The sequence below is a fragment of the Rhodococcus sp. Ni2 genome, from assembly GCF_021352185.1.
GTDB classification, from domain to species: Bacteria; Actinomycetota; Actinomycetes; order Mycobacteriales; family Mycobacteriaceae; genus Rhodococcus_F; species Rhodococcus_F qingshengii.
Window position 1 is genome coordinate 1,788,016 of the sequence record NZ_WOXZ01000001.1, and the last position, 25,835, is coordinate 1,813,850.

At 61.6% G+C, this 25,835-nt stretch carries 29 protein-coding genes; 17 read left to right on the forward strand and 12 right to left on the reverse strand.

Annotated elements, in window-relative coordinates; translation table 11 throughout:
* The 3 genes from GN300_RS08815 (at window position 1) to GN300_RS08825 (ending at window position 4,674) form a co-directional block, all read left to right on the forward strand.
* Window positions 1-963, forward strand: coding sequence for an asparaginase (locus GN300_RS08815; protein ID WP_063315509.1), 963 nt, complete (start codon window positions 1-3; stop codon window positions 961-963).
* Between the two features lie 175 nt (window positions 964-1,138).
* Window positions 1,139-3,838 (forward strand): LuxR C-terminal-related transcriptional regulator, encoded by a 2,700-nt coding sequence (locus tag GN300_RS08820; protein WP_063315508.1) that lies wholly within the window; start codon window positions 1,139-1,141, stop codon window positions 3,836-3,838.
* 14 nt (window positions 3,839-3,852) lie between these two features.
* Window positions 3,853-4,674 carry a hypothetical protein gene (locus GN300_RS08825; protein ID WP_003942972.1) on the forward strand — a complete coding sequence of 274 codons (822 nt, stop codon included), beginning with the start codon at window positions 3,853-3,855 and terminating at the stop codon, window positions 4,672-4,674.
* Here GN300_RS08825 and GN300_RS08830 read toward each other — a convergent pair.
* From GN300_RS08830 to GN300_RS08840, 3 genes are read right to left on the reverse strand one after another with little or no spacing between them, the layout of a single operon-like run.
* On the reverse strand, window positions 4,666-6,366 hold the full coding sequence (locus GN300_RS08830) for a SulP family inorganic anion transporter (RefSeq protein ID WP_063315507.1): 1,701 nt from the start codon (window positions 6,364-6,366) through the stop codon (window positions 4,666-4,668). The two genes, GN300_RS08825 and GN300_RS08830, sit on opposite strands and share 9 nt — an antisense overlap.
* The gene (locus GN300_RS08835) at window positions 6,363-7,076 is read right to left on the reverse strand and encodes a GAP family protein (protein WP_042451601.1); all 714 of its coding nucleotides are present in this window, start codon (window positions 7,074-7,076) and stop codon (window positions 6,363-6,365) included. Before GN300_RS08835 ends, GN300_RS08830 begins: the two co-directional genes overlap by 4 nt.
* Window positions 7,077-7,091: 15 nt before the next feature.
* Entirely contained in the window at window positions 7,092-7,751 is a 660-nt protein-coding gene (locus GN300_RS08840) for a GAP family protein (RefSeq protein WP_007730384.1), read from the reverse strand.
* Window positions 7,752-8,009: 258 nt separating this feature from the next.
* Here GN300_RS08840 and GN300_RS08845 point away from each other — a divergent pair, with 258 nt between their 5' ends.
* The gene (locus tag GN300_RS08845) at window positions 8,010-8,222 is read left to right on the forward strand and encodes a hypothetical protein (RefSeq protein ID WP_003943015.1); all 213 of its coding nucleotides are present in this window, start codon (window positions 8,010-8,012) and stop codon (window positions 8,220-8,222) included.
* 95 nt (window positions 8,223-8,317) lie between these two features.
* Here GN300_RS08845 and GN300_RS08850 read toward each other — a convergent pair whose 3' ends face one another.
* On the reverse strand, window positions 8,318-8,734 hold the full coding sequence (locus GN300_RS08850; protein WP_003943077.1) for a hypothetical protein: 417 nt from the start codon (window positions 8,732-8,734) through the stop codon (window positions 8,318-8,320).
* A gap of 275 nt (window positions 8,735-9,009) precedes the next feature.
* On the opposite strand from GN300_RS08850, the gene GN300_RS08855 reads away from it, so the two are divergent.
* A complete protein-coding gene (locus tag GN300_RS08855) occupies window positions 9,010-9,162 on the forward strand; it encodes a hypothetical protein (RefSeq protein ID WP_063315506.1) in 153 nt (50 codons plus the stop codon).
* 54 nt (window positions 9,163-9,216) lie between these two features.
* Here the strand turns inward: GN300_RS08855 and GN300_RS08860 are convergent, their stop codons facing one another.
* Together GN300_RS08860 and GN300_RS08865 are read right to left on the reverse strand one after the other, a co-directional pair.
* A complete protein-coding gene (locus GN300_RS08860) occupies window positions 9,217-9,888 on the reverse strand; it encodes a cation transporter (RefSeq protein ID WP_218959823.1) in 672 nt (223 codons plus the stop codon).
* On the reverse strand, window positions 9,888-10,232 hold the full coding sequence (locus GN300_RS08865) for a helix-turn-helix transcriptional regulator (protein ID WP_063315505.1): 345 nt from the start codon (window positions 10,230-10,232) through the stop codon (window positions 9,888-9,890). The genes GN300_RS08860 and GN300_RS08865 overlap by 1 nt, the downstream gene beginning before the upstream one ends.
* Window positions 10,233-10,356: 124 nt before the next feature.
* On the opposite strand from GN300_RS08865, the gene GN300_RS08870 reads away from it, so the two are divergent.
* The gene (locus tag GN300_RS08870) at window positions 10,357-11,127 is read left to right on the forward strand and encodes an acyl-[acyl-carrier-protein] thioesterase (protein ID WP_003943026.1); all 771 of its coding nucleotides are present in this window, start codon (window positions 10,357-10,359) and stop codon (window positions 11,125-11,127) included.
* Here GN300_RS08870 and GN300_RS08875 read toward each other — a convergent pair.
* Window positions 11,118-11,714: a CHAP domain-containing protein gene (locus tag GN300_RS08875; protein WP_030536161.1), complete on the reverse strand. Its 597-nt coding sequence runs from the start codon at window positions 11,712-11,714 to the stop codon at window positions 11,118-11,120. The two genes, GN300_RS08870 and GN300_RS08875, sit on opposite strands and share 10 nt — an antisense overlap.
* A gap of 131 nt (window positions 11,715-11,845) precedes the next feature.
* Between GN300_RS08875 and GN300_RS08880 the strand changes: the two genes are divergently transcribed.
* The 4 genes from GN300_RS08880 (at window position 11,846) to GN300_RS08895 (ending at window position 15,046) form a co-directional block, all read left to right on the forward strand.
* On the forward strand, window positions 11,846-12,361 hold the full coding sequence (locus tag GN300_RS08880) for a toxin-antitoxin system HicB family antitoxin (protein WP_007730367.1): 516 nt from the start codon (window positions 11,846-11,848) through the stop codon (window positions 12,359-12,361).
* A 65-nt stretch (window positions 12,362-12,426) separates the two neighbouring features.
* Complete coding sequence (locus GN300_RS08885) at window positions 12,427-13,302, forward strand: DUF4097 family beta strand repeat-containing protein (protein ID WP_063315504.1); 876 nt, start codon at window positions 12,427-12,429, stop codon at window positions 13,300-13,302.
* Between the two features lie 14 nt (window positions 13,303-13,316).
* Window positions 13,317-14,258 carry an ATP-binding cassette domain-containing protein gene (locus GN300_RS08890; protein ID WP_063315503.1) on the forward strand — a complete coding sequence of 314 codons (942 nt, stop codon included), beginning with the start codon at window positions 13,317-13,319 and terminating at the stop codon, window positions 14,256-14,258.
* The gene (locus GN300_RS08895) at window positions 14,255-15,046 is read left to right on the forward strand and encodes an ABC transporter permease (RefSeq protein ID WP_063315502.1); all 792 of its coding nucleotides are present in this window, start codon (window positions 14,255-14,257) and stop codon (window positions 15,044-15,046) included. The genes GN300_RS08890 and GN300_RS08895 overlap by 4 nt, the downstream gene beginning before the upstream one ends.
* On the opposite strand, the gene GN300_RS08900 is transcribed toward GN300_RS08895, so the two are convergent.
* Together GN300_RS08900 and GN300_RS08905 are read right to left on the reverse strand one after the other, a co-directional pair.
* Complete coding sequence (locus tag GN300_RS08900; protein ID WP_063315501.1) at window positions 15,001-15,795, reverse strand: 2-phosphosulfolactate phosphatase; 795 nt, start codon at window positions 15,793-15,795, stop codon at window positions 15,001-15,003. The genes GN300_RS08895 and GN300_RS08900 overlap by 46 nt on opposite strands.
* 12 nt (window positions 15,796-15,807) lie before the next feature.
* Window positions 15,808-16,635, reverse strand: coding sequence for a transglutaminase domain-containing protein (locus GN300_RS08905; protein ID WP_030536164.1), 828 nt, complete (start codon window positions 16,633-16,635; stop codon window positions 15,808-15,810).
* An 88-nt stretch (window positions 16,636-16,723) separates the two neighbouring features.
* Between GN300_RS08905 and GN300_RS08910 the strand changes: the two genes are divergently transcribed.
* A complete protein-coding gene (locus GN300_RS08910) occupies window positions 16,724-17,737 on the forward strand; it encodes an ABC transporter substrate-binding protein (RefSeq protein WP_231917411.1) in 1,014 nt (337 codons plus the stop codon).
* Here the strand turns inward: GN300_RS08910 and GN300_RS08915 are convergent.
* Complete coding sequence (locus GN300_RS08915; protein ID WP_007730351.1) at window positions 17,712-19,004, reverse strand: MFS transporter; 1,293 nt, start codon at window positions 19,002-19,004, stop codon at window positions 17,712-17,714. The genes GN300_RS08910 and GN300_RS08915 overlap by 26 nt on opposite strands.
* A gap of 132 nt (window positions 19,005-19,136) precedes the next feature.
* Between GN300_RS08915 and GN300_RS08920 the strand changes: the two genes are divergently transcribed.
* Window positions 19,137-20,258 (forward strand): endonuclease/exonuclease/phosphatase family protein, encoded by a 1,122-nt coding sequence (locus GN300_RS08920; protein ID WP_063315499.1) that lies wholly within the window; start codon window positions 19,137-19,139, stop codon window positions 20,256-20,258.
* Here GN300_RS08920 and GN300_RS08925 read toward each other — a convergent pair.
* On the reverse strand, window positions 20,229-21,308 hold the full coding sequence (locus GN300_RS08925; protein ID WP_063315498.1) for an alpha/beta fold hydrolase: 1,080 nt from the start codon (window positions 21,306-21,308) through the stop codon (window positions 20,229-20,231). The two genes, GN300_RS08920 and GN300_RS08925, sit on opposite strands and share 30 nt — an antisense overlap.
* Window positions 21,309-21,414: 106 nt before the next feature.
* Between GN300_RS08925 and GN300_RS08930 the strand changes: the two genes are divergently transcribed.
* Window positions 21,415-22,017: a TetR/AcrR family transcriptional regulator gene (locus GN300_RS08930; RefSeq protein ID WP_003942861.1), complete on the forward strand. Its 603-nt coding sequence runs from the start codon at window positions 21,415-21,417 to the stop codon at window positions 22,015-22,017.
* On the opposite strand, the gene pip is transcribed toward GN300_RS08930, so the two are convergent.
* Window positions 22,005-22,964 (reverse strand): prolyl aminopeptidase, encoded by a 960-nt coding sequence (gene pip, locus GN300_RS08935; protein ID WP_007730337.1) that lies wholly within the window; start codon window positions 22,962-22,964, stop codon window positions 22,005-22,007. The two genes, GN300_RS08930 and pip, sit on opposite strands and share 13 nt — an antisense overlap.
* A 101-nt stretch (window positions 22,965-23,065) precedes the next feature.
* Here pip and GN300_RS08940 point away from each other — a divergent pair, with 101 nt between their 5' ends.
* The 4 genes from GN300_RS08940 to GN300_RS08955 all read left to right on the forward strand — a co-directional run bounded on the left by GN300_RS08940 (window position 23,066) and on the right by GN300_RS08955 (window position 25,700).
* Complete coding sequence (locus GN300_RS08940) at window positions 23,066-23,524, forward strand: hypothetical protein (protein ID WP_003942982.1); 459 nt, start codon at window positions 23,066-23,068, stop codon at window positions 23,522-23,524.
* Window positions 23,525-23,528: 4 nt separating this feature from the next.
* Window positions 23,529-24,125, forward strand: coding sequence for a hypothetical protein (locus GN300_RS08945; RefSeq protein WP_063315497.1), 597 nt, complete (start codon window positions 23,529-23,531; stop codon window positions 24,123-24,125).
* An 84-nt stretch (window positions 24,126-24,209) separates the two neighbouring features.
* Window positions 24,210-24,824, forward strand: coding sequence for a TetR/AcrR family transcriptional regulator (locus tag GN300_RS08950; protein ID WP_030536169.1), 615 nt, complete (start codon window positions 24,210-24,212; stop codon window positions 24,822-24,824).
* Between the two features lie 15 nt (window positions 24,825-24,839).
* The gene (locus GN300_RS08955) at window positions 24,840-25,700 is read left to right on the forward strand and encodes a 3-hydroxyacyl-CoA dehydrogenase (protein ID WP_063315496.1); all 861 of its coding nucleotides are present in this window, start codon (window positions 24,840-24,842) and stop codon (window positions 25,698-25,700) included.
* Window positions 25,701-25,835 lie beyond the last annotated feature (135 nt).

The window sequence follows — 25,835 nt, forward strand, 5'->3', positions numbered from 1 at the left end:
GTGTCGAAAGTCGCAGTTGTCACTACCGGTGGCACCATCGCCAGCACCCGGGATGCGCATGGAATCAGCCGGCCCGCAATCACCGGTGCAGATCTGGTCGGCAACGAGCAGGCCGACATCGAGCTTCGAGTCGTCGACGTGATGTCGAAGGACAGCTCGAGCATGACCTTCGCGGACATGGATCGTGTTCGCGACGCCGTAGCCGATCAATTGAAAGATCCCGGACTCGACTCGGTGGTCGTGCTTCACGGCACCGACACGATGGAGGAAACTGCGTTCTTGTTGGACCTGCACCACGACGACCAACGCCCGGTGGTCTTCACCGGCGCGCAGCGCACTTTCGACCATCCCGAATCCGACGCTCGTTCGAATCTCGCCGCGGCGATCTCAGCCGGACTGGACATCTCGTCACACGGGCGTGGTGTCCTTATCGCCTTCGGCGGTTCGGTCCATCCAGCCGCAGGTACGCGAAAGTCCGATACGACGGCACTCGATGCCTTCCGCCGCGTGCACATCGATCCGCTCCTGCTGCGTACTCCCGAACCATTGCCGTGGCATCCGATTTCGGACACCCGCGTCGACATCATCGCCGTGTATCCCGGGGCAGACCGCGTACAGATCGACGCCTGCGTGCACGCCGGGGCGCAGGGACTTGTTCTCGACGGACTCGGTTCGGGAAATGCCAATCCGACGATAGTCGAGGCCGTACGAGACTGCGTAGGCGCTCACATTCCGGTAGCCGTGACAACTCGGGTGCCCTCGGGGCCAATCTCCCCGGTTTACGGTGGCGGTGGTGGCGGGCACGACTTGATCGCCGCAGGCGCTGTATTTTCCACCGATCTTCGAGCCGGGCAGGCACGTGTACTTCTGGCAGCCTTGTTGTCAGATCCGGATCTCGTGGGCCTGGAAAAGGTATTCGACCGCTATTCGAGGTTTGCTCGCACCCCGCCGTTCGGGCGGTAGAACTGGCGACACCCTTCATTGTTCGAAATTCACTCCGCTAAATCAGGGACTTTGGTCCGAATATTCGACTTGGACGCTTATTAGGTGTCCGAATTGGGTAGTTTCACATCATCTAACTCGTTCAAAATTTCGATCCAGCGGTCACGTCCAGTGCAGCCAGTCGAACAGGAGTCGGATGAGCAGCCCATTTCGTGATGCCGCTGCAGTAACGCTCGACGCGTCTCACCGCGTCGGGCAAGCGCACGTGCCAGGCGCCGCACTCAACGGTCGTTTTCACCCGCCAACTGCCGTGAAAGGACTGGTCGCGCGTCCGCGCCTGCACCGCAAACTCACCGCATCCACTGCCACCAAAGGCTCAGGCCCCGGGCCTGTCGGGTTGCTCTCGGCTCCGGCCGGTGCGGGGAAGACCCTACTTCTGGCCGATTGGGCTCGCGAATATTCCCGAGCCTCCCCTGATGTTGCGCTGGCCTGGCTGACGTTGGCCGAGCGCGACAACAACGTGTCGATACTGTGTGAATCCCTCGCCGAGGCGATCGCGTCCTCCGTCGATGCGGCCGGCCAGAGGCTCCCCGTGCAGACCGGATCCAGGCCGCCCGTCGAGCAGTGGCTCGCGCACTTTGCGGAAACCCTCGAAACGCACGAGCGCCGAACAACGTTGATCCTCGACGACGTTCACACCCTCCACGATCCGATGTCGATCGGTCTCCTCGATCGGATACTCACACAGACCCCGGGCAACCTGTCGATTATCGTTGCCGCCCGCTACGAACCACCGCTCACGTGGCATCGTCTGGCTCTCGACGGCCGACTCACCCGCTTTGCATCCACCGATCTCGCTTTCGATCGCTCCGAGATCACCGCGATATTCGGCGAGTACGACATCACGCTGCGCGACGACGAACTCGCAATCGTCGAGAACTTCACCAAGGGGTGGGGCGCCGTCGTTCGCCTGACCGCCGCGTTTCTGGCCGGCCGCAGTGACATCGGCGATGCACTGGACGAGTTCACGCACACACCCCGCCCGATCGCCGACTTTCTCGTCGACGAGGTACTGACGTCCTTGCCCGAACATGTCACCTCGTTCATGTTGCGAACATCGGTAGTCGATTCTTTCTCCGCCCAACTGGCGGAAACTCTGACGGACTCGAACGCTCGATCCGAGATCGACTCGCTGATTCAGTTCAACTTCCCCGTGACCCGTACCGATTCCGCCGACCACACAACGTGGTTCAGCTATCACCCTCTCTTGCGCGAGCACCTTCGGGCAGAGTTCCGTCGCGTCGATCACGTCGAGAGAAACCGCGTACACCTGCGAGCAGCAAGCTGGTTCGAAAGCAATCACTTCGAACTCGAGGCACTCGAACTCGAGGTGTCGATCGGAGACCCATGCCGCATTCTCGCGTTTCTCGAACGCTGCGGGCTGGGCCTCGTACTCGACGGGCACTGCGGGGACGTCGTGCGAGTCCTGGAATCCGTGTCGACGCAGGTCTCGGAATCCCCGATCACCCGACTGGTGCTGGCGGCGGCCGCCCTCCACTCCGGTGACGTGACCTCGGCGACCACCTGCCTCGATCTTCTCGAGGCAACTCATCCACCGATTGCAGAAGATCCATTGTTCCTGGCGATGAGCCTGGAAATCTCCTGCGTTACGGCGACTTCCGACAACGAGCCGCTGGCGGCACGTCTGGAGCGGCGTCAGAAAAGCACCCACTCCGACATCGAAGCCTACGCACACATGGAATTGGCGACGGCACACTTACTGCGACGTGAGTTCGACAGGGCGACTGTCGAATACACTCAAGCCGTCGCACTCGGGACAATACGGGGCAGGGCGCGATTCGTCTTGAAGTCGCTGACCGGACTGGGCTACGTAGCTTCTCTCAGCGGAGACATCGGGGCGATGAGGGCTCACTCCGTCTACGCTCTCGACTACGCGGTCGAACATCGCATCACGACGACTGCGGAGTACGAGTTGTCCGCGTCGGTGGCCGCCTTTGCCACATATCTCTGCGCTTCGAGCGAACTCCCGTACCGCATCCCGACAATCGGAAACTACCGGAGCACAGACGTTCTCGGCGCCAGCGCGCCGGTGTTCGGGTGGCACTCCGTCGTAACCTTCGGCCTTCACAGTCTCGACAGCTCGACCGACCGACGCTCGACCGCCGCCGATGTTCGCGACGCGATGCTCAGCGCGATCGAATTACGTACCTTCGCGTTCGCGACCTTGGCTCTTCTACCACCCGTCGTCCACGCATGCCTTTCCGTCGGCGAAGTGGAATGGGCAGCGAGACTCGTGCGTGACGCAGCCGATCAATTCGGAGAAACGTCGGAGATACATCTCGCACGGGGTGCCGTCGCCTTCTCGTCCAACAAGTTCGCGGAAGCACTCGTCGAAGTTTCCGAAGCTCTCGGGTCCTCCGAAATCCCGTTGCTCGCACATCACGTCTACGCCTGGACACTCGAAGCCGGGATCCATGCTGCAACAGGTCACGAGCGCAAGTCGTTTCGCTCCCTCCACAAAGCGCTGCGCGCCGCGGAAGCCGGTAGCCTGCTACGCCCCTTCCTCGACTACGGCGCATCCCTGCGGCCGGTGTTCGACGAGTTCAGTGGACATTTCGGCGATCAGGAAGCATTTGCCGAACAGGTACGTAGCCGCATTCGCCCACAAGAATTGGTGAGTGCACCGATCCTCACGCCAGGCGAATACACCGTGCTCCGTGAACTGGCTTCCGGAGACACCACCGAGTCCATTGCCGACACGCTGTTCCTTTCCGTCAACACCATCAAGACGCATCTTCGCGGGATCTATCGCAAGTTGGAAGTGAGCAACCGACGCGACGCGCTCAAGGCTGCGCGACGCGGCGGACTCATCTGAGCAAGACTGCTTCCATGCCCCCGAAGCTGTATTCCGATACGCGCGATCGATTGACCGTGTGGGCGAGACGTACACCCAGTCGACGGTTGGCGACTGATGCAACCATCGGGGTCTTCGAAGTCGGGCTCGTGGACAGCGCCATGACTTTGGCGGCCCAGGCCTTTACGTCATTGCTCCCGGTCATGATTGCAGCGTCGACCTTGGAGAAGCTGAAGCCGTTGGCTGATGCCGCCAAAGACGACCTCGGCGTCCAACTCCCCGACACCGTATTGACCAGTACCTCTACCGCGGCAGCGTTCGGGATTGTCGGCTTGCTCATGCTGCTGATCAGTTCCACCTCCTACGCTCGCGCTCTCGGCCGGATGTACGGACGGATCTGGAGCGTGCCGACGGCGACACTCCGTCAGGCGTGGCGGTGGTTCGCGGTAGTGTGCGTCGTGGCCGCGTCGGTGGTCGGTGCGGCCCTGTGCCGTGAACTGAATGGTGTTCCGGGAGTAGGCAGAGTCCTGGAATTCACAGCGGTCTACGTCGTGTGGGCACTCGTGTGGACAGCCGTGCCCATGCTGCTGACGGCCAATCGCATGACCACTCGAATGTGCGTCGGGTCGGGATTGCTCACCGCGACGGGCCTGACCGGACTGCACGTGGCCGGCACTCTTTTCCTCCCCCGAATGACAAAGACGTCGCAGGACGAGTTCGGTCTTCTGGGCGTGATGTTCACCGTCATCGGCTGGCTGTTCATCTTCTCGGCCATCGTGGTTGTCGCGTCGTCGATCGTCGGATCAGTGGCCAAAGATTCCGGTCCCCTGGGAATCTGGCTACGGACATCACGCTGAGGTGTTGTCTCGACCTGCAAGCGCTTGCGAGACGGTCGGATAGACGTCGACCTTCAGCGCGCCCTGGTCGGCACCGGACAGAACGTCGCGGAACTGCCCGATGTCGCGTGCCACTCGGAAGCTCACATTCCTGCGTGCCAACGAATCTCGAAGCTGAGCCAACATCTGCGCAGCGCTGACGTCGATGAACGGTGACGTCTCGGCGTCGAGAACGACCATGGTGGTGCCGGCGGTCACCAGACCGGTGATCTGATCACGCACGTGATCGGCATTGGCGAAGAACATCCCCGCTTCGACCCTGACCACTACGACGCCGTCGAGTGTCTTCAGATCAGGATGCCCACTGATGTCGACCCAGCGCGTGCCGTCCTTGGCCAGAGCGGCCACGTGCGGTTTGGAGACCCGATACAGGAGCAGCAACATCGAGACGGCGATTCCGATGATCAGACCGGGCAACGTGTCGAAGAGGAGAACCCCGAACATCGCCGCGATCGCCGCCGCGAAATCGGCCCGGGCAGCGTGCCCGTAGATACTGCCCAACCTCTTCGTCCACACCCGGTACAGCGCTGCGAGGGAGGAGAAATCGACCAGTTCGATCACTGCTGCGATGACCACAGCCGAGAGCGTCGCCTCTGGCAACTTCTCGAACAGGCCGGTGAGAAACAGCAGTGTCACCAGCGTCAGCGCCGCGACCACCAGTCCGCTGACCTGAGATTTGGCGCCCGCTCCTCCGTTGACGGCGGTCTTCGACAGGCTGCCGTTGACCACCATTCCCGAGCAGAGACCCGATCCGAGATTGGCCGCACCCAGTCCTGCCAGTTCACGATTGGCGTCGATGGTGTAGCCGGCTTTGGCCGCGTATGTCTTTGCAGCGCCAAGACCTTCGGCGAAACCGATGAGCAGAACGCCGACCGCCGGTCCGAGAAGGTCGAGGTAGTCCTCGGCTCCCACACCACTCGGCAGACCCATCGACGGCAGGCCCGCGTCGATGTGTCCGACAATGTCGATGCCACGATCGTCGAGGCCGAACAACGCTACTGCGGTAATGCCCAGCAGCACGACGAGGAGCGAACCCGGTACGAGCGGAAGCGATCGCTTGACGCCCAGGACCATTGCCAGGCTGAGCAATCCGATGATCACGGTCGGTAGGTCGACCTCACCCAGTTCCTTCACCACTGTCCACGTCTGGACGAAGAAGTTTCCCTCCCCCTTGTCCACGCCCAGGAGTTTGGGTACTTGACCGATGATGATCGTGAGCGCCAGACCGACGATGAATCCCTTGAGAACCGGCTCGGAGATGAAGGACGCGATGAATCCGAGGCGCATGAATCCTGCGAGCAATCCGACGAGCCCGGTCACGATCGCCAATGCCGCCGACAGCGCGATGAATCGGCCGTCGTTTCCTGAAGCCAATGGCGCGATCATCGCCGCGGACAACGCTGCGGTCGCCGACATCGGCCCGACGATCAGATGGCGCGAACTGCCGGCTGCTGCATACAGAATCAATGACGGAACCGCAGCATAAAGCCCGACCACCGGCGGAACTCCGGCGATGGTGGCGTACGCGAGCGCTTCCGGAACAAGGACAGCCCACACCGTAAGGCCCGCAATGATGTCGGGGCGAAGCCAAGCGCGTTGATAGTCGGACAACGATCCGAAGACCCACCAGGTCCGCGTGTGCGGAGCACTCATAGTCCTTGCACCCCTTTACTGATCTGCATCGCCGCGATCAGGACGAGGAGCCCGACGTTCAGCAAGTGCGTGTTGGTGGCTATCCAGGTGCGGATCTTCAGCAGCGGTTCGGTTGCCTCGTCCTTCTTGATCAGCAGGAGGGCAACAGGTACCGCGACCGAGGTCACGGACACCAACGAGAAGATCACGGCCGAGACGATCTGCGACGTCGGTGCCACGGTGCTGAGACGAAGGTTCATCGCTGCTGCGATGGCACACGACATGTCGATGGGGTTGAGAACGAACAGCGCGAAACCGAGCACACCGGATCGCATTGGTTGGAAGTGCTCAACCGATTGCAGCATCTTCGGCAGCTGAGGGGCCGCAGCCACAACGTCGCCAGGGGCAACTGCAGCCGCCATCGCCTGAACCCCGCGACGACTGCGTGAGTAGACGAACCAGGCACCCGCCAGCAGAGTTGCCCCGAGAACGAGATGGATGATGGGCACCCACAGCGGAGGGTGTGTGCGCTGATGAACCTGGAGTGCGGTCAAGATGACGTACGAACCGGCCAGCGCGACAACTATTCCGAGATACCACCCGATCAGGTACGCAATGCTGTTGATACGCGCTCGTTCGGAAAACAGTACGGCCACAACGGCGACAACCGCCAGCGGGCTCATGATGATCCCGAGCGCCAGCGGGATCTGTTGCAGTAGCAGCGATCCCATAACTACCTCCAGTTGTCAGAGACCGCCGATGCCCTTGCCGATGAGAACAACACCGATAACCAGGATCAACACACTCATCACCGTGGCGTTGTTTTCCTGCAACCACACCTTCAGCTTGGCCAGCGGACCACGCAGTCGCTCCGCGGCAACGAGGTAGCCGATCACGGGCACGCACACTGTGCAGGCCGCGATGATCGTGAAAACCAGAATGGCGACAACAACTTCTCCGGAGCCCAATGACGCGGATCCGATCGAGATTCCGGCCGCGATACACATCATCAGATTCTTCGGATTGATCGCAGCCAGAGCGAAGCCCAAGCCGAGGCCTTTGACAGCGGTCATGTCATCGATGGCGTGCATCCACTTCGGGGTTTCGTGCTCGCCTCCGCGTCCGCGCCATTGCTTGACTCCGAACGCAAGAAGCAATACACCCAACGCCAGCTTGATCCACGACACTGTCGCTGACGGATCACCTTCGGAGTCACCGAGCTTGCTGGACAGAAGCACGAAGATCACGGTGGCGACGACGATTCCCAGTATCCAGCCCAGCGCGAACCCGACGCTCGTGCTGCCGGCACGCTTGGACAACAACATCAAGATTGCCGCGATGATCGGGATCGGCGATACCGCAACGCCGACCGCGAGGGGTAACAGATCCCCGATGACAGATCCCATGCCGACCTCTTCTCTCTCCCGGTCGACACTAGGGGTGGCGACTCTGCGGAGCCTCACACAAAAGGGATGAACGGGCCCGCGACGACATTCACCCGTAGGGGATGACGCCCCGAGCGCGTACGCGAGTAAGACTGGATCCCACGGATGCGGAGTCCTGGATCGGGCAGCGACGCCGATTGCACTTGACGACATGCGATTTCGAGGCTCGGAGCGGCGCCTTCTCGAACCTCATGGCCCTACGAAATGGAGCGGATACTGATGAATGCTCCCACTCGGTATCAATTCCTCATCGACGGCGAAGTGTCGGACCGCGTCAAGGCCGCATTTCCTGAACTCAGTGTCGCCAGTGCGGCCGGCGGGTTCACCAGTTTGTACGGACCCGTCGCGGACCACACGGCTATGCGGAGCATCATGGCCCGTCTCGATTCCCTCGGCCTGACCGTCGCCGAAATGCGTCGACTCCCAGACTGATCCGAGCCACACACTGTCGAAATGTCCCACGCACGAGCGATGGTCCCGACCGAGTCGACTCGGTCGGGACCAACTGCTCTCGGGTTGTTCGGTGCCTAGACTCTGTCCCTGTCCCAGGTCGCGACCGCCCAGATCACAACGACATCGAGCGCGATGACCAGGATCGACCACAGTGGGTAATACGGCATCCACAAGAAGTTGGCGATGATCGAGAGCGACGCAATGACGATTGCCGCCGCCCTGGCCCACACTGCACCGGTGAAGAGGCCGAGGGCCACCACGATCCCGATGATGCCCAAGATGATGTGGATCCAACCCCACGTCGTGATGTCAAACTTGTACGTGTAGTTGATACCCACGACAAACAGATTGTTGTCGGCAACGGCCGCGATGCCCTGAAGCAGAGCGACAATGCCTGCGGTGAGCAGCAGAATTGCTGCTGCAAACGTCGTACCTACCGCGAAACCCTGCCGGACAGGGTGATTCGCGGGTTCCCGCGGTGGAGCAGTCATCAGCGTTCCTTTCGACAGAATGCACTTCCCTTACTCAGTCTCGAGGGGCTGGAAGGCGAAAACATCACCCGTCGCGGATGAACCGCAGGTCACCGACCCGTACCCGTTTGCCGGGATCGCAAACCAGGCCTGACACCCTTTTCCTCGACTGAACACAGGCTGTGGCGTACTTGTGGGGGTGTTCACTCAGCTGAACCTGTGCCCACTCAGCAGTAGTCGCACTCGTCATCGCTCTCCGGCACGTCTTCGACGTTCAGCCGGGTGGGTGGACGCGGATGCATGACCGCTTCACGGTTACGGCCCCCTTCGGAGTGCTCGGACACCTGGCACTGAGGTTGGCTGTCGGCCCGTATCTGCGGCGCCTTCTCGAGCAACGCGCCGCGCACGTCAAGGGCCGCGCAGAAGTCGGCACGCCTTTCATCGAGTGAACACCCGCTCTGACGCACCGCAGGGGGTGCTCACTCGACAAAACCTGTGTTCACTCAGCAGCAGTCGCACTCGTCACCGCTCTCGGGCACAGCCACAACCGGGCAGCACGGATCACCCTTCCACGCGTTGATGCCTTCCTTCACCGCGATGACGGCGATGACCAGTGCAGCAATCGGATCCGCCCACGACCAGCCGAGCAGCGAGTTGAGCAGCAAACCGACCAACAAGACAGCAGAGAGGTAAGTGCAGAGCAGCGTCTGCTTCGAATCCGCGACCGCCGACAGCGAACCCAACTCCCGACCGGCTCGGCGTTGCGCATAGGACAGGGCCGGCATGATCGCCAAACTCACCGCAGCCAAGAGTATTCCGACGCTCGTGTGCCGAGCTTCCCCCAGACCGAACAGCGACCGAATCGCGTCGAACGAGACATACGCAGCGAGCCCGAAGAACGAGAATGCGATCACTCGCAGTGCCGTCTTCTCACGGCTCGTCGGATCCGGCGCCGAGAACTGCCAGGCAACCGCTGCCGCCGAGGACACTTCGATCACCGAATCGAGGCCGAAACCGAACAGTGCTGCGGACGACACCCGTGTGCCCTCCGCCAGCGCGATGATCGCTTCGACGACGTTGTAGCTGATCGTGATCGCCACGAAGATGCGAATTCTTCTCGACAAGAGCGCACGCCGGTCAGTCGAGAGCCCGACACCGTCAACGGGCGCAACCATCAGCAGCACCCCTCTGATTCGCTGTCCGGGCAGTACGACGGATCCACCGCGAGTACGACCCCGAGCAGGTCGTCGAGGGCCCGACCGATATGTACATCGGCGAGTTCGTATCTGGTCCGGCGCCCTTCCGGGACGGCCACCACCAAGCCGCAACCGCGCAGGCAAGCCAGATGATTGGACAGCTTCTGCCTGGTCACAGCCAGTGTTTCAGCGAGGTCGGACGGATACCGGGGCGCGGTCTTCAGTTCGAGCAGTATCCGTGTCCGAGTCTCGTCGGACAGTGCATGCCCGAACCTCGCAAGCACCGCCACGTTGGTCACCACATCTACGCCCGCGATATCCATACGTGCGACAGTACATCGAAAACTGGATTCAGAAAACGATGAACTCCGATGGTTCAAGATCCCACCATCGGGTAACGCAAGCGTGAAGCCACCCAACCAGGCGAACACCGGGAGCTCACATCCGATGAACCGTACAAAAGTCGACGACCACGTAGCGATGGCCGAACTACCGACAACCGGAAGCATCTTCCAGGCCTCGTGGCCGGTGCGTACGGGTGACATCCACACCGACAAACAACTGCGCCTCGACGCGATCGCGCGCTACCTCCAAGACGCGGGCTTCGACAATCTCGTCGACCGCGGCGCCATGGATACACACCCGCTGTGGATGGTACGAAGAACGGTGATCGATGTACTCGAACCGGTCGTCTGGCCGGATCGAGTTCATCTACAGCGCTGGTGTTCAGGCCTGTCGAACAAGTGGTGTTCGATGCGAGTTCGCATCAGATCCGATGGCGGCGGGTTGATCGAAACCGAGGCGTTCTGGATCAACATCGACCCGAAGACGGGAATGCCGGCATCCATCAGTGAGAAGTTCACCGCTGCCCTGGCATCAACGGCCGTGGACCAGCATCTTCACTGGCGTCGGTGGATCGACCCGACCCCGGACACGACGCCGTCAGCGGATACGCCGTTCCCGTTGCGCTCGAGCGATTTCGACCCCTTCGATCACGTGAACAACGCAATCTACTGGCAGCCCGTGGAAGATGCGCTGCCCGACAGATTACGAAGCGGGCCCTTTCGCGCGATCCTCGAGTACACCCAGCCCATCAAGAGAGGTGAGCAGGTGAGCGTGCGAACCGGCACGAACACGCTGCACATCGACGCAGGCGACGAGGCACGTGCGTCGGCGCGGTGGTTCGCCTTGTCTCCGAAGAGCAACGATCAGGGGTGAAGTTTTCCGAATCCCACGACGGCAGAGTCGGATTGCCAGTCCAGGTCATGAACCCGCACCTTGCCGAACTCGTTGCCGCCAACCGTGATCGCAGAGTTGCCGTCCACTGCCACAACGATGTTGGTGTGCTGACCGACCCATCTCGAACTGTCGTAGATCACCACATCACCCACATTCGGGGTGTACCCGCTGCCGTTCTCGGCGTACGCGCCGATCCCTTGGTAATACTCCTGCAAGGTGTACACCCCCGGGATGCGCCAACTTCCGGAGTTCGGGTTGGACAACGGTCGACCCGCTTCCCTCATGATCCAGCTGACGAAGTCGGCGCACCACTCTTCGTCGATGCCGTCGGAATAGAAGGTGCCCGGACGGTCCTGCTCATGCTCGGATTGCAGTAGCTCGAGCACCCGACCTTGATCAGACGTGAGCGCACTCGCGTCCACCGCCGGGAACTCAGCCGTGTCCCAGGGCAGGTACCGCGATGGTGCGATCGCGACGACCACCACCCCAACCACGATCACGACGCCGAGCACCCCGGCAATCCAGAGCACGATGCGGCGTCGGCGGTTCGATTCGGCAGGACTCACCCTTACGAGTGTGCCAGCCTGCCGCGGACCGAATCGCCAACCACCCCGATGACCTGGCAATTCTCACCAAATTCACACGAATGTGCCACCAAACTATTGCGGTGGCACCAAAGTGGTGCCATAGTGATGCCATGGACTTGACACCGTACGTAGACAACCTTCGCCACGAACTCGCGGTGGCGGCCGAAGCAGGCGGAGAAGACGCAAAGGCACTCGCCGATCGTTTGACCGCACCGCTGGAATCAGCAGTGCGACTCACCCTTCTCGACGCATTGTCTGCGGCAGCCGCCGAGATCACGCGTGACCTCGCCCCGGGTTCGGTGGACCTGCGTCTGCGGGGACGCGAACCCGAATTCGTGGTGGCACCAGCCATCAGTGAACCGGTTCCAGCCCCCGTCGAAGAGGACCCGACTCCTGCACCGCGCCCCGTCACGGAGTCCGACGATGCCTCGATGACTCGAATCAACTTGCGGCTGGGGCAAGACCTCAAAGACCGGATCGAGGCGGCGGCCCGGGAAGCCGGTATCTCCGTCAACGCGTGGCTGGTTCGCTCGGCTGCAACGGCTCTGGAAGGCGGCGCGAACAGAAGCACTCCGAGACAGCGCACGTCCCAAGGTTCCGAAAGCTTCAGCGGCTGGGTGCACTGACACCGGCTTCATCTTTCGCACCACCCTCTTTCATCAACCGAGACAACCTCATCGGGAGTATCACCATGCCTACATTCAGCACACCTGACCCCATCACCTTGAACTTCGACGTGGCAGTCGGACACATCCGGATCACGGCGAGCAGCCGCAACGACACTGTCGTGGAAGTGTTGCCCAGCAACTCGTCTCGCGAGGTCGACGTTCGAGTCGCCGAACAAACACGCGTCGAATTCGCAGGTGGCCGGCTGCAGATCAAGACTCCGAAACAGCGCGGCCTCGGCATCTTCGGGAAGACAGGATCTGTGGACATCTCCGTTCAGCTTCCCTCCGGCTCGGAACTCGAAGGCACTGCCGCAGTTGCCAACCTCCGTAGCGAAGGCACTCTCGGACGAACACGGGTGAAGGTTTCCGCGGGCGATTGCACACTGGAAACCACCGGGCCGCTCAACGTCAGCACCGGGGCCGGCGCGATCATCGTCGAGCACGTGGCCGGTGACATCGACACGAGCACCGGGTCCGGAAGCATCCGCATCGGCCGCGTCGACGGCAACGCGGAGGTCAAGAACTCCAACGGCGACATCAACATCGGCACGATCACCGGCGCACTGAAGGCGAAGACCGCCAACGGCAGTGTCGCCGTCGAGCACGCCGAATCCGACGCGAGCGCCGCAACCGCCAACGGCGACATCCGTTTCGAGACCATCGAGAGTGGAGTCGTATCCGCCAAGACGGCCGCCGGGCGAATCCATATCGGCGTTCGATCCGGAACCGCCGCACGATTCGACGCTCATACGTCCTTCGGCCGCGTCGACAACCAGATGAATGCCACGCACGGTCCGGCTTCCACTGAACGCCGGGTAGACGTCCGGGCACACACCAGTTACGGCGACATCGTCATTCGACGTTCGGAGCCCCGAGAAGAATCCAACAAGAAGATCTAGCGAAAGGAACGCTGATGTCCCGTAAACCAGCCATCACCGCGACGGGCCTGAAGAAGGCCTACGACGACAAGACGGTACTGGACGGAATCGACATCTCCGTCGACCGCGGAACCGTCTTTGCGCTCCTCGGCCCCAACGGCGCCGGCAAGACCACCATCGTGGAAATTCTCTCGACCCTCGTTCCGGCAGACGGCGGCAACATCCGCATCGCCGGGTACAACCCTTCCGACGATCCCGACGCGGTGCGTTCGCGCATCGGCGTCACCGGGCAGTTCTCAGCAGTCGACGACTATCTGTCCGGTGAGGAAAACCTTCTCCTCATGGCCGATCTTCACCACCTCGGCAAGGACGAACGACGCACTCGCACTGACGAACTCCTGGAGAAGTTCGATCTGATCGACTCCGCGGACAAGCTGGCGTCGACCTACTCGGGCGGCATGCGTCGACGGCTCGACCTGGCAATGACGTTGATCGGGCGGCCGGAGATCATCTTCCTGGACGAACCCACCACCGGTCTCGACCCCCGGAGTCGACGCACCATGTGGCAGATCATCCGGGAGTTGGTCAAGGGCGGTGTCACCATCTTCCTCACGACGCAATACCTCGAGGAAGCCGATCAGCTGGCCGACCACATCGCCGTCCTCGATCAGGGACGGATCGTCGCCCAAGGTACGGCAGCGGAACTCAAACGGCACATTCCCGGCGGCCACATTCGTCTTCACTTCTTCGACCGAGATCAGCTCGATTCTGCTGCAGCTGTTTTCGACGAATCATCACGTGACGATGCCGCCTATGTCCTCCAGGTCCCCAGCGACGGGGGTGTCCGCTCGCTGCGCTCTCTTCTCGACCAACTCGACGCTCACTCGATCGACGTCAAGGAACTCTCCGTGCACACACCCGACCTGGACGACGTGTTCCTGACTCTGACCGCCACCGAAAGGACCGACGCGCGATGACCACCATGACGCTTGCCTATCAGGACTCGAAAACCATGCTGCGTCGCAGTATTCGACACATCCTTCGATATCCGTCGACGACGGTGATGCTCGTCGGAATGCCAGTCGTTTTCCTACTGCTGTTCGTCTACGTGCTCGGCGGAACGCTCGGGAACGGCCTCGGCCCCGGCGGTGGCGGTCGAGCCGAGTACGTCAATTACGTTGCACCGGCGATCATTCTGATGACCGTGGCATCAGCGGCACAAGGTACTGCCATCTCCGTCGCAACCGATATGACCGCCGGGATCATTGCACGATTCCGAACGATGGCGATCACGCGCACGTCCGTCCTGACCGGTCACGTTCTCGGCAGCCTCCTTCAGACGATCGTGAGCCTCGTTGTCGTCATCGCCGTAGCGATAGCCGTCGGCTTCCGGCCCACTGCAGGCTTCGTGGAGTGGGCCGCGACATTTGCACTCCTCGTCCTGGTCTCCATCGCCATGATCTGGTTGTCGGTCGCCTTCGGCCTCGTCAGCAAGAGTGTCGAGACGGCCAGCAACCTTCCAATGGTGTTGATCCTCCTGCCGTTCCTGGGAAGCGGCTTTGTCCCCACCGACTCGATGCCGACCGTGTTGCGATGGTTTGCCGAGTATCAGCCGTTCACTCCGATCATCGAGACTCTTCGAGGACTTCTTCTCGGCGAAGCCATCGGAAACAACGCGATACTCGCGATCGGATGGTGCGTCGCAATCACCTTCCTCTCCTACCTCTGGGCACGGAGTTTGTTCAACCGACGCCCGGTGCGCTGACCTCGAAACACACGATCTTCGAGAACGGGTACGGTGTCGCTGTCGTCGAGTTCCGAGGCGATGGCGACGTCGTGTGGAAACCCCATGACGATCAACTCGCGCCCTGAGGCGCAGTCCCGTAACCATTCCTCGTACGAATCCGACACCGCCGTCCAGGCAGTCGCCGCCATCTGCGCCTCGGGCGATGGGGACCCTTCCCAACCAGTCACGGTCAACGCCGTGACAACCGCACCGGCGCCCCACAGATCCTCCACCGCCGGACGCAACTCTCCACCGGGCCACTTTTCACCGGACGCGACTATCGCAACCCTCGATCTCGAACCATGTTCGTGCACAATCCAATCAGCGACGGCGGAAGCGTTCCTCAACGAAGCGCCGACACACACCGCAACCTGAGATGCCAACGCAAACGCGATAGTCGACCCGTTCGGCGACGGCAGCACCAGCCGACTCGGCACCTCGGCTTCGCGAATCGTCTTGGGAGACAGACTGATCTGACCCTCCGCGGCTACGCTTCGCCTCACCGCCAGGACCGCATCGGCATCACGCGCGTAATCGAACGCGCGCTCGTCGTTCCAGGAAAAGGGAAGTACGTCGATTCCCGCGTCGGCGGCAACGCTCAGCGTCGTCGTGAACGAGAGAACGTCTACCACCACTGCCACATCGACGCCGGCAGCAATCGCTTCGGCGCCGCGCAACCCCCAGTCGAATCGAAGTCCGTAATCGAGTTGGCGATGCTCCGGATTCATCGCACCAGCATCTCAGAAACGAATCAGCTTGTCCGGCACGCGCAAGTCATCGTGCTCGTACAGTGCTCGCACGGCAACGGGATCGTCGGCGGCGCACACCGCGGCGACATCGTCCAACAGTAGGTCGTAGTCGGCGCCTGTCTTTCCGTCGTAGGCGTCCGTCATACGACCCCACTCGTCCCACGGCAGAGTTTCGACCTTGTTCATCGCGGCAAGATCCTTCACTGCGTTGCCGCGGATCTCGGCAGGCCCCCAGTTCTCGGTGCCGTACACCCCGAACTGGGACCCGTCGATCACGCCGCGTCGATACGCCAGCCACGCCTCACCACCACTGAGGAATTCTCCCGGCTGCAGGTTATGGGCGTGAGGAAGGACGTTTTGTCCGAGGATCTCCGAATCGATGCGGATCCACCGCTTGCCGGCGTCGTCCCAGTACTCGGTGATCCAGTGGTCCACGCCCTGTCCCGGTTGAAAGTAGGTGGCAAAACCACAGCGGACGCGAGCGGCAATTCCGCGATAGCGCAGAAACGCACAACTCAAAACAGCAAAGTGCCGACAGGTTCCGACGAGCCGCTTGTCGGGTTCTCGGGCGGAGGTCACCGGTGCCGGATCGAGCGCAAGCAGGCGTTGGAGCAGAACGCTTGCCGGCCGGATCTGGTTTTCGTCGAATCGGTCGGTGGGCAGATTCAGCGACCGTGCATCGGTGGGTTGGACCACCAGGTACGGCACTACCCGGCATATTTGCATGGGGTCGGTGGGGAGCGACTCGAGGGCGAGCATGTCCACCCCGTCGATGCGGGTGAACGGTCCTGCTGATGTGTAGTCGAGAACCGCCGTCATGGGCGGAGGTTAACAAACACTGCCGACACAGCAACTCCACTATGGTTAGGGTCCCATAACCATGAAACCCGAGGTTGCCGTGAACCCTATGTTGAGCCGCCGTGCCATGCTGTCCGTCACTTTCGCAACAGCAGCCGGTTTCGCCCTTGCTGCCTGCGGCGACAGTGCGAAAGACGAATCCACTCCCGGCACCGAAGGTGCTCACGCCGAGGTCAACGCCTTCCCGGTGACGATCGACCACAAGTTCGGCTCCACCACCATCGAGCAGGCACCCAGCCGCATCGCAGCGGTCGGTATCGGCGACGCGGACGTTTTGCTTTCCCTCGGGCTGACGCCCGTCCTGGTCCCGGTGTGGAAGGGATCGACCGACGACGGAATCGGCGTCTGGGCCGACTCCGCAGTCCAGGGCGCCGAGCCGACGCCATTGGCCAACGCCACCACCGATTTCGACATCGAAACGATCGTGGCTGCAGCGCCTGACCTGATCATCGCCGTCAACAACGCGATCGACGAGGATCTGTACAAGCAGCTCAGCGCCATCGCGCCGACGGTGCTGCACGCCGCCGATCAGACGGATTGGGTTCTGCCCTGGCAGGAAGTCACGACCCGCATCGGTACGGCTGTGGGCGTTCCCGCGCAGGCAAAGAAGGAGGTCCAGGAAGTCGAAGACCTCATCGTTCGCACCCGCGCGGAGAACCCCCAGTTCGAAGGCAAGACAGCAGCTCTCGTCATTCGCTGGAGCGACGGAAATCTGCGAGCGTTCAGCCCCGAGGCAGCGCGGGCTCAGCTGCTCACGCAATTGGGATTCACGGCGCCTGCCGCACTGAAGGATCGGTTCGCGGGCAAGCTGAACTACGAGATCTCCGCCGAGAACTACGACCTCCTCGAGTGCGACTACCTGCTCTTCGACAACTACGAGAAGGCTCGCGCCGAGATGGAGTCGCAGCCGGCGTTCACCAATCTGAACGTGGTCGAGACCGGAGGCCTGATCAGCTTGGACCCCATCGTCAGTGACGCGGTGTCCATGCCGAACCCACTCACCATTCCGTTTGTGCTGGAAGATTTCGTCGCAAAGATCAATCAGACGATCGCTGGTCGATAACTTTCGTTCGGCCTGACCACACCCACAACACCACAGCCGACACGGCCACGCAGAGCGCAACGATCACCCATGGTGACGCCGGCGCTGCGTGGCCGTTGTCGACGAGGTCGTACACGAATCCGACTCCCACGGTTCCCAGGAGCGCGAGCAGACCGCCGATCGTGTTGAGCATGCCGAAGTGCGCTCCGAGGTTGCTTTCACGACCGAGGATCGCGATGGTGTCTCGCATCGGCGGCACCATCAACATCTGTCCCAGGTGCAGCAGCCCGATCCACACCGCCAGACCGACTATCTGCGTCGACGCCGAAGCTGCGGAGTCGACGCCGGTGACCAGCGGAACCAGGAACGACACCGAAATGAGCACAAGCCCGAAGGTGATCGCGCGCCGATGCCCGATGCGGTGGGCAACCGCGACCGTCGGTCCCTGCCCGACGATCACCAACACCGCCGCGCCCACGTAGAACCATCCCAGCGCCGACTGCGAACCGATTCCGCGCTCGAGCTGTTCCGGAAGCATCAGGTACAGCTGGCTGTACGCAACCAGCTGAAAACTGCAGAGCGTCGCGAAGAGCAGAAAGTTGTTGTTGGTCAGGACACTTCGCCAGACGTCGCGCAGCGTATAGGTCGACACCGGGCCGTCGTGGGCATCGCCCGGTCGGGGGAACCAGATGAAGAACCCGACCCACATGATCGCAAAGAGCAACGCGGCGCTCGACGCCGTCCACGAGAACGGAAACATCAACAGAGCAGCTCCCAGCGCCGGACCGATCACGGTTCCCAGGCGGCTGCACATCTGTTCCACTGCAAACAAATCGGTACGACGCATAACTCCGGCGGACTCGAGTTCGCGTCCGTACTCCGCGTTGGCCGACTCCACTGCGGGCGCGAAGAGCGCGGCAGCAAAGCCGACCAGGAGCACGCCGACGATCACGGCGCTCATGCTTTCTGCCAGACCGAGCATCAGAAAACCGACTACACGAACGGCTATGCCCAGCAGGATGATCGGACGCTTGCCGAACCTGTCGGCGAGGCTTCCACCGATGAAGAACATGCCCTGCTGACTGAACATCCGCAATCCGAGGACGAGGCCGACAATCCAGGCCGCAAATCCGAGGTCCTCCGAAAGGTGCACCGCCAGAAAGGGGACAACCAGATAGAACCCGATGTTGAACAGCACCATCGAGAGGAGGAGCAGCTTCACCACCGGCGGCAGGACACGAACCTTCGCGAAGGTCTTGTTACCGGGGAAACGCTCACTGAGTACCACGATCAGAAGACTATTGCCCGCACGGCGTTCTGTGGAAATCTGCCATTTTACAATTGGTTAACTGTCCGTTTAGGTAGCGATGGTAATCATCTTCCGGGGGTTCGAGCACACGACAACGAGAGCCGGGATTTGATGAATGGATTGACGCGCCGCCAGATGGTCAAGGCGATGGCGGTAGCCGCGGGCACAGTCACCGCGAGCGCATTTACATTGGGTGCCAATACCTCCGTCGCGGGGGCGAGCCCCGCGCAGGAGATCAAAGTGCTCTCCCTCAACACCTGGCACGGCGGAACCAAGATCAACGGTGGCCTGCAGCTGATCGCCGACATGATCATCTCGACACAGGCGTCGATAGTTCTCCTGTCGGAAGCCGGCACTGCGACAACTGCATTGGCCGACATGCTGACCAAATCAGGAACCACCTTCTACGGAGCAGCGTCCTCCGACGTGGGGATTCTCTCCAAGTTTCCGATCGAGGAAACAGCCGACCTGAACTCGATGATCAAGGCAGTCGTGACGGTCGACGGCAAACAAATCGCTGCTTACTCGGCACATCTGGCCTACACGTCCTACGCGACGTATCTACCGCGCGGATACGGCGCGGGTGTTCCCAAGCCCGGAGAGTTCTCCGAGTTCGGCTGGAACAAGATGCCGTCCGGTCCGGTCACGGACCCCGAGACGGTTCAGCGCGTGAACATCAATTCGGGACGACCCAAGGCAATTTCGACGTTCGTCGACGATGCGGCAAAAGAACGGGCCAAGGGCAGATCCGTCATCCTCGGTGGCGATTTCAACGAACCGTCGGCCCTGGATTGGACCGACGGCACGCGAAATCTGTTCGACCACAACGGTGTAGTCGTTCCTTGGGAATCCACCCGCCTGCTCGACCAAGCCGGATTCGTCGACGCTTACCGCAGTACGTACCCGAACCCGGCCACACACCCGGGCTTCACCTGGCCGTCCGACAATCCCGACGTCGACACCTCACAGCTCACCTGGGCACCCGAGGCAGACGAACGCGATCGGATCGACTACATCTTCGCCGATCGCGCTTCCGACCTGAAGTTGGGATCTGTCGGGATCATCGGCCCGCGAAAGACGATCGTGCACAACAAAAGAGTGGAGGAGAACTCCCAGGACAACTTCATCGCTTCACCGACGCCGTGGCCGACCGATCACAAGGCCGTTCTTGCGACGTATCGTTTTGCCAGCTTCGGCGGCGGATCATCGACCGGTTCGTGGAGCGGTTCCTGACAGGGCATCTCGTAGCCACTCGATCATCATCGGCGTCAACTCGGGCAGCTTGGTCACTGCGCAGTGCCCCGCATCCGGGATGACGTGTACCTGAGTGTTCGGGCGCTCCTCGAAGAGAGTGGTGTCGGAGAGCGGGATGTGAACGTCGTCGGCCCCGTTGACCACAAGCATCGGGGTCCGGCCGTCGTCGGCGGTCATCAAGACACTGCGATCGAAAGCACGCAGACCCTGTACCAGCGCCTCTTTGGTTGCCGGTGCATCGAAACCCAGTGCGTTTCCGACGATGTCACCCATGCCGTAGACCAGGCGCTCCGCGTTCGCGGTCTCGAACGCGCCCTTGACCGGGGCGCCGATGTTGATCACCGCATCGACGGCGCCGGTCAACCCCGACCGCACGGCGAAGTTGCCACCGAAGGAGACTCCCAGGTGTGCCACCTGGCCATTGCCGAGGGCGCGAGCCGTCGCCACCAGTCCGTCGATCACCTCGTCACCGAAAGCGTCGAGAGGAACCGGTGATTCACCAGTTCCCGGCTGGTCGAAGGCAACAACAGTCACTCCGGCGTTCTTCGCGAACGCACTGACCAACGGATGCATGTCCATCTTCCAGCCGTCGACGCCGCCGCTGAGCAACAGGACGGGTGCATCCTCGTACCTCCCGTCCACGGAGAGAATGTGCACCGGTAGCTCGATCTCGCCGGATCGGTAGGGCAGGGACAGGATTCGACGCTCGAACTCGAGCCCGAATCCCGGTGCTGCCTTGACGTATTCGTCCACCTGATTCTGCAGGGCCCGGCGCCGCGAATCGTTGGCCAGGACGGGGAACTTGGCGATTCCGTAGATCATCGCCGCGAGTGAATGATTGCCGGCCGCGGAGTACTTTGCTGCCAACGCCGACCACTCGTACGACCAACCACCCGGCGCGTCGGCCCAGGTCGAGTGGATGGACGCGCGCAGTTCCTCGAGATCCGAGACGGGGAGCCCGAAGCTCAGAAACTGTCCTGTGCGCTCTTCGAAGAGGCCTCGGTGATCGACAGGAAATTCGTATGACATGGGAAAACACCCCTCAATTCATCTCTAATGCAACGATCAGTTGCATTAGCTCAGTGAACCACGTGCCTCCAGCTAACACAACACCTTGTTGCGATAAGGTTGGCTCATGACTTCGACACCACAACGGCCCGGAGGGCGTAGTGCCAGGGTGCGCGAGGCCGTCCTGGCAGCCACGGCGGCCGAATTGTCCGAACGCGGATTCGCGGCGATGACTATCGAGGACATAGCCGCCCGCTCCGGAGTCCACAAGACCACGATCTACCGGCGGTGGAGCACGCTGTCCCAGTTGGTGGCCGACGCGGCGATCGAGGTATCGGCAACCACCGTCCCCATCCCGGATACCGGTTCCATCGAATCCGACCTGCGCGAGATGGCCAGATCGATAGTCGCACTGGTGACCAGCGAGTCGGGCGGCGCGTTGGTGGCTGCACTGTTCTCCGACGCGGTCCGCACGCCCGAGGTCGCGAGACTCAAGCGCGAGTTCTATTCCGCACGTTACGAACTGGCAGACATCGTCGTCCGCCGAGCAGTCGAGCGCGGGGAGATCTCCGAGAAGGTCTCGGCCGCTGATCTTCTGGCGGCCGTCGCCGCACCCATCTACTATCGCCTGCTGGTCGCCGATCTACCCGTCGACCAGTCGGTTGCCGATCGTGCTGCTGCCGGCGCGCTCGCTGCGGCCCGCGCCGGGGCACTCGATCAGGCCGAATGAGCCAGTGAATTCAGCGCTTCCACGATTGCCTCGTTGAATCCGCTGCCGCCATGCCCGGCGCCGTCGAGTACCACCAACTCACTACCCGGCCAACGCCGGTGGATCGCCCAGGCAGTGTCGAGTGGCCCGGAAATGTCATACCGTCCGTGCACGAGAATCGCGGGAATCTCAGCGAGACGGTCCATTCCGTCCAATATCTGATTCGGCGCCAGGAAGCAGTCGTTACCCCAGTAATGCGTAACCAGCCTGGTCATCACCCGGCGGAAGTCCGGATTCTGGTATCGAACACTCGGAGTCCACCCCGGCATCAGCGACACGTGCACGTCTTCCCAACGGCACCACTGCAACGCGGCATTCTCGCGCACAACAGGATCCGGATCGGCAAGCAGTCGCGCGTACGCCGCGGGGAGGTTTCCGTCACGCTCGTCCACCGGCAACGGCGCCACGAACTCTTCCCATTCACGCGGAAATACCCGGCCCATGGCACGGGTGATCCACTCGATTTCGACCCTCGTCCCGCCGGTGATCGCGCCCAGGGCCATCGCTTGCACCCGCGCGGGAAACGCCTGCGCGTACACCAGACCCAAACTCACGCCCCAGGAAAGTCCCGTCACGATCCATCGCTCGATACCGAGATGCTCACGAAGACGCTCGATGTCTTCCACAATGTGCGCCGTGGTGTTCACGGTCAGATCGACGTCCGGACTGCTCGCTAGCGGAAGACTGCGCCCACAGCCTCGCTGATCGAACAGAACTGCGCGAAAGACTTCGGGATCGAAGAAACGCCTGGCGCCGACAGTGCATCCCGAACCAGGACCGCCGTGGAGGTAGAGAACCGGAATGCCCGCCGGATTGCCGACTGTCTCCCAGTACAGACTCTGACCGTCCGCCACTTCCAACAGCCCCGACTCGTACGGCTCGACGGGCGGGTACAGGACAGCAGTCATAGGCGGTGATTCTTCCATCAAGCTACCTACTCGAGTAGGCAGCACGCGGCCGAGCAATGGCCTAGCGTGGACAGGACACCACTGCGACGGGAGTACACCAGATGCGTGATGGGTTCAGGTTGCCGGGATACGGCGGCGCCGCAGTCTTCCTTCGCAGTCATGCGGTTCCCGCCACTGTCTTCGAATCCGACGTACCCACACTCGTTTTCGACGTCGGGCTGCTCAGCCCCGACCGCTTCAATCAGTATCTCAGCCGACATACGGACGACGGATTCGTCGAACGGCTGGCGGCGTTCTTCTTTCACGCGGCCGCAGACTTCCATCCCGAGAAATCGCTTCCGGCGTTCACCGACGAACGACTCGGGCTGATGATCTCGGTCTGTTCCAGCACCGATCGAGAGGTGGAACTCGACTTCTCACTCGCCGAGGATCCCGAATCGGAGGACACCGAACGCGACGAGATGACCTTCGAGACAAGCCGAGTCGTCCTCGCGACCTCGGCGCAGACGGTTTCTCGACTGACCGGTGGAGTAACCACCCACTTCGACGGGGAGTTGTAGAGACATGGGTTTTCTCTTCGAGGTTCTCGATTTTCCCGAAGGCAGTCGGATGACCGATCTGTGGAACAACACATGGGCTGAGCCGGCAATGGGCGAGGAGATTGCCTCCGGCCACTTCATTCATCTGGGCGACGATCAACACGTCGACGTGGAGACCGATTTTCTCAGTAGCCACCTACCGTTCAACGTGGCAGGCTTCGGTGGAGTCTTTCCCGACGGCAAACCTTGGATGTTCGTCATGCAGAAGGCGCCGGCGGACCTCGCGACCAAGCTTCGCGGCGAGGACGATCCGCACTCACTTCTGCGCGGATCACTCGACCGCGCCATGTCTTTCAACCCTGATGCACTGGTGGCCGAGGAATTGTCCTGGAGGCACGCCGATCTGGTGAAGGTGTACGACGAAGAGGGAATCCCTGCGGTATCCGTCGCGGGCTGGTCGGTTGCGGATCTCCTGCGTGGCCTCTTGGCGCAGTGTTGCAACGTCGAACTTGCCGCCGTCGTCGCCGGATACCCAGAGTGCGCCTATCCCGAATCGGCGCATGCGTGCGAAGCGGACGTGTTCTCAGACGTGTTCGCCGGTTGGGTCAGCGGACTGCGGTGATGTGACGGAGGAGACTCCACCCTCCCGACATTTCGGAGTAGACTCATTTATGAGCGTGATCCGAAATGGAACGAGGTGAGCGGGATGACGAAGCCGGACCAAGAGCTGGGCCGTCGCGAACGCAACAAACTCGAGAAGCAGACACGCATCTTCGACGCCGCTGCCGAACTGTTCGCGGAAAAGGGCTACAGCGCAGTCACAACTCAAGAAATTGCCGACCGCGCCGATGTAGCCGGCGGCACTCTCTTTCGTTACGCCGCAAGCAAAGCCGAGTTGCTGCTCATGGTGTACAACGCGGAGTACCGCAAGCAGATCGAATTGGGAGAAGAGCGTGAAGCCAAGTCGACCGGCACAGAAGATCGTGTGCTCGAGCTGGTTTCACCCCTGCTGATCGCAAGTCGCCGAAACGACGAGAACACCGGCATCTACCAACGCGAGGTGTTGTTCGGTGAGCCCAGCGAGTGTTTCCGGGCCGAAGGCCTGGAACTCTCGCAGCGCCTGCAAACGCGGATTGCGCAAATCTTGCACGAGGCACACCCCAACCACACCACCCGAACCACCACTGCAGCGCGAACGATTTCCAACGTGCTGCACTTCGAAATAGCCCGCGCGGCATTGGACCGGATCACGGCTGACGAACTCACGAACATCGTTGCCGCACAGGTCCGATTGACGCTTGCCGGACTACCCACCGAATAGGATTGAGGATCGAAAATGACTGAACTGAAGCAGATCACCGTTCTGGGTACCGGAGTTCTCGGCTCACAGATCGCCTATCAGACCGCCTATCACGGCTTCGACGTCGTCGCGTACGACATCAACGCCGAGGTCATCGAAAAGGCCAAGGCTCGGTTCGACTCGTTGGCCGCGGCCTACAAGGCCGAGAACGTCGAGGGTTCCAAGGAAGGCAAGGCTGACGAAGCGCTGCAACGTATTACGTACTCGTACGATCTAGGCGAAGCCGTCGCCAAGGCCGACCTGCTCATCGAGGCAATTCCCGAGGACATCGCCATCAAGCGCGACACCTACGAGAAGCTTGCCACGGTTGCTCCTGAGCACACGGTGTTCGCTACCAACTCCTCGACGCTGCTGCCGAGCGATCTCAAGGAGTTCACCGGCCGCCCCGAGAAGTTCCTCGCACTGCACTTCGCAAATCACGTGTGGGTCAACAACACTGCCGAGGTCATGGGCACCGAGTCCACCGACCCCGCCGTGTACCGCGAGGTCGTCGAGTTCGCGAAGAACATCGGCATGGTGCCGATCGAACTCAAGAAGGAGAAGGCGGGCTACGTACTCAACTCGCTCCTGGTCCCGCTCCTCAACGCGGCCTCCGACCTGCTGATCGACGGCATCGCCGATCCCGACATGGTCGACAAGACGTGGCGTATCGGCACCGGAGCCCCGTTCGGCCCCTTCCAGATCATGGACGTCGTCGGGTTGACCACCGTCTACAACATCTCCTCCCAGGGCGGCGAGAAGCAGCGCGAATTCGCCGACTACATCAAGAAGAACTACATCGACGAGGGCAAGCTCGGCGTTGCTGTCGGCGAGGGCTTCTACAACTACAAGGGCTGATCAATTGCAAGGCTGATCAACTGCAGGGCTGATCAACCAACAGGCTCACCGCGCGGTGGTTACGACGTGAATTCACGTGGTAGCCACCGCGCGGACGTCTGTTGTCAGTAAGTCCGAAACCACCCTGAGCGATTG

Bases quoted from the DNA above. Each gene is read 5' to 3' on its own strand.
- GN300_RS08820 (WP_063315508.1), top strand. From the start codon at position 1,139: ATGAGCAGCCCATTTCGTGATGCCGCTGCAGTAACGCTCGACGCGTCT.
- GN300_RS08825 (WP_003942972.1), top strand. From the start codon at position 3,853: ATGCCCCCGAAGCTGTATTCCGATACGCGCGATCGATTGACCGTGTGG.
- GN300_RS08830 (WP_063315507.1), bottom strand. From the start codon at position 6,366: ATGAGTGCTCCGCACACGCGGACCTGGTGGGTCTTCGGATCGTTGTCC.
- GN300_RS08835 (WP_042451601.1), bottom strand. From the start codon at position 7,076: ATGGGATCGCTGCTACTGCAACAGATCCCGCTGGCGCTCGGGATCATC.
- GN300_RS08840 (WP_007730384.1), bottom strand. From the start codon at position 7,751: ATGGGATCTGTCATCGGGGATCTGTTACCCCTCGCGGTCGGCGTTGCG.
- GN300_RS08845 (WP_003943015.1), top strand. From the start codon at position 8,010: ATGAATGCTCCCACTCGGTATCAATTCCTCATCGACGGCGAAGTGTCG.
- GN300_RS08850 (WP_003943077.1), bottom strand. From the start codon at position 8,734: ATGACTGCTCCACCGCGGGAACCCGCGAATCACCCTGTCCGGCAGGGT.
- GN300_RS08855 (WP_063315506.1), top strand. From the start codon at position 9,010: ATGCATGACCGCTTCACGGTTACGGCCCCCTTCGGAGTGCTCGGACAC.
- GN300_RS08860 (WP_218959823.1), bottom strand. From the start codon at position 9,888: ATGGTTGCGCCCGTTGACGGTGTCGGGCTCTCGACTGACCGGCGTGCG.
- GN300_RS08865 (WP_063315505.1), bottom strand. From the start codon at position 10,232: ATGGATATCGCGGGCGTAGATGTGGTGACCAACGTGGCGGTGCTTGCG.
- GN300_RS08870 (WP_003943026.1), top strand. From the start codon at position 10,357: ATGAACCGTACAAAAGTCGACGACCACGTAGCGATGGCCGAACTACCG.
- GN300_RS08880 (WP_007730367.1), top strand. From the start codon at position 11,846: ATGGACTTGACACCGTACGTAGACAACCTTCGCCACGAACTCGCGGTG.
- GN300_RS08885 (WP_063315504.1), top strand. From the start codon at position 12,427: ATGCCTACATTCAGCACACCTGACCCCATCACCTTGAACTTCGACGTG.
- GN300_RS08890 (WP_063315503.1), top strand. From the start codon at position 13,317: ATGTCCCGTAAACCAGCCATCACCGCGACGGGCCTGAAGAAGGCCTAC.
- GN300_RS08895 (WP_063315502.1), top strand. From the start codon at position 14,255: ATGACCACCATGACGCTTGCCTATCAGGACTCGAAAACCATGCTGCGT.
- GN300_RS08900 (WP_063315501.1), bottom strand. From the start codon at position 15,795: ATGAATCCGGAGCATCGCCAACTCGATTACGGACTTCGATTCGACTGG.
- GN300_RS08905 (WP_030536164.1), bottom strand. From the start codon at position 16,635: ATGACGGCGGTTCTCGACTACACATCAGCAGGACCGTTCACCCGCATC.
- GN300_RS08910 (WP_231917411.1), top strand. From the start codon at position 16,724: ATGTTGAGCCGCCGTGCCATGCTGTCCGTCACTTTCGCAACAGCAGCC.
- GN300_RS08920 (WP_063315499.1), top strand. From the start codon at position 19,137: ATGAATGGATTGACGCGCCGCCAGATGGTCAAGGCGATGGCGGTAGCC.
- GN300_RS08925 (WP_063315498.1), bottom strand. From the start codon at position 21,308: ATGTCATACGAATTTCCTGTCGATCACCGAGGCCTCTTCGAAGAGCGC.
- GN300_RS08930 (WP_003942861.1), top strand. From the start codon at position 21,415: ATGACTTCGACACCACAACGGCCCGGAGGGCGTAGTGCCAGGGTGCGC.
- pip (WP_007730337.1), bottom strand. From the start codon at position 22,964: ATGACTGCTGTCCTGTACCCGCCCGTCGAGCCGTACGAGTCGGGGCTG.
- GN300_RS08940 (WP_003942982.1), top strand. From the start codon at position 23,066: ATGCGTGATGGGTTCAGGTTGCCGGGATACGGCGGCGCCGCAGTCTTC.
- GN300_RS08945 (WP_063315497.1), top strand. From the start codon at position 23,529: ATGGGTTTTCTCTTCGAGGTTCTCGATTTTCCCGAAGGCAGTCGGATG.
- GN300_RS08950 (WP_030536169.1), top strand. From the start codon at position 24,210: ATGACGAAGCCGGACCAAGAGCTGGGCCGTCGCGAACGCAACAAACTC.
- GN300_RS08955 (WP_063315496.1), top strand. From the start codon at position 24,840: ATGACTGAACTGAAGCAGATCACCGTTCTGGGTACCGGAGTTCTCGGC.